This window comes from Nocardia sp. NPDC004573, from assembly GCF_053602135.1.
Genome location: NZ_JBSGDA010000071.1, coordinates 1 through 1,502 on the forward strand (window position 1 = coordinate 1; position 1,502 = coordinate 1,502).

Here is a 1,502-nt window from a genome sequence, read left to right on the forward strand (position 1 = left end):
TCGGCGCGGATGACGATTTCTTCGCGCTCGGCGGTAACTCGTTGGTCGCCACACAGGTCGTGGCACGTCTCGGCGCGGCGGTCGGTGCGCGGGTGCCCGTCCGGACACTGTTCGAGGCGCCGACCGTGGCGGGTTTGGCGGCCGCGCTCGAGTCGCATACACACGGTGAGCGCCGGGTCGAGTTGGGGAGTATCGCGCGTCCGGAGCGGTTGCCGTTGTCGTTGGCGCAGCGGCGGATGTGGTTTCTCAACCGTTTCGATCAGTCCGATGATGCTGCGGGGCGGATCGGTTCGGCTGCTTATAATTTGCCGTTCGCGTTGCGGTTGACCGGTGCGCTGGATGTGGGTGCGCTGGGTGCGGCGCTGCACGATGTGGTGGCGCGGCATGAGGTGCTGCGCACGGTGTATCCGGAGACGCCGGATGGTCCGGTGCAGGTGGTGTTGCCCGCCGCGCAGGTCGCCGTGGACCTCGGTCCGCGGGTGCTGGCCGAGTCGGAGGTGGCGAGCAGCGTGTACGCGCTGGCGGCGACTCCGTTCGACGTCACGGCCGAGGTCCCGTTGCGCGCCGTGCTCATCCAGGTCGACGGAGCACCTGAGACGTATGTGCTTGCGGTGGTGGTGCATCACATTGCGGCGGATGCGTCGTCGATGGGTCCGTTGGTGCGGGATGTGATGGTCGCTTATGCGGCCCGAACCTTGGGTGATGTTCCGGGGTGGTCGCCGTTGCGGGTGCAGTATGCGGATTACGCGTTGTGGCAGCGTGCGGTGTTGGGTGAGGAGTCGGATCCGGATTCGTTGGCGGCGCGGCAGATCGCGTTCTGGCGTGCGGAGTTGGCGGGTCTGCCCGATCTGTTGGAGTTGCCGACTGATCGGCCGCGTCCGGCGGTGGCGTCGCTGGCGGGTGCGCGCGTGGATATCGAGATCGACGCGGTGACCCACGCGGGTCTTGTGGACTTGGCGCGCGCGCATGGCGCGACGTTGTTCATGGTGGTGCACACGGCGTTTGCGGTGTTGCTGGCTCGCTTGTCCGGCAATGCGGATATCGCCATCGGCACGCCGGTCGCGGGGCGGGGTGAGCGTGAGCTCGATGATTTGATCGGCATGTTCGTCAATACGGTGGTGTTCCGGACGCGGTTGGAGCCGGATGAGTCGTTCGTCGGCTTGCTGGGTAGGCAGCGCGAGGTCGATCTTGCTGCGTTTGCGCATGCGGATGTGCCGTTCGAGCGGTTGGTGGAGGTGTTGAATCCGCCGCGGTCGACGGCGCGTCATCCGTTGTTCCAGGTGGGGTTGTCGTTTCAGAACATCGCGCGTGCGGCGTTGGAGTTGCCGGGTTTGACGGTGGCGGGTGTGGATGCGGATTTGGATGTGTCGCAGTTCGATCTGCATTTGATCGTTGGTGACGGGTATGAGGAGTCGGGTGCGGCGGCGGGTATCGGTGGGTTCTTGACGTATGCGACCGATCTGTTCGACCGGGAGACGGTAGAAGGGTTCGCGGCGCGGTTC

The 1,502-nt window shown here is 65.8% G+C and carries 1 protein-coding gene; it reads left to right on the top strand.

Features of this window, described 5'->3' with window-relative positions:
* On the top strand, positions 1-1,502 hold a 1,502-nt coding region (locus ACWEKR_RS35555; RefSeq protein WP_452358240.1), incomplete at both ends, for a condensation domain-containing protein.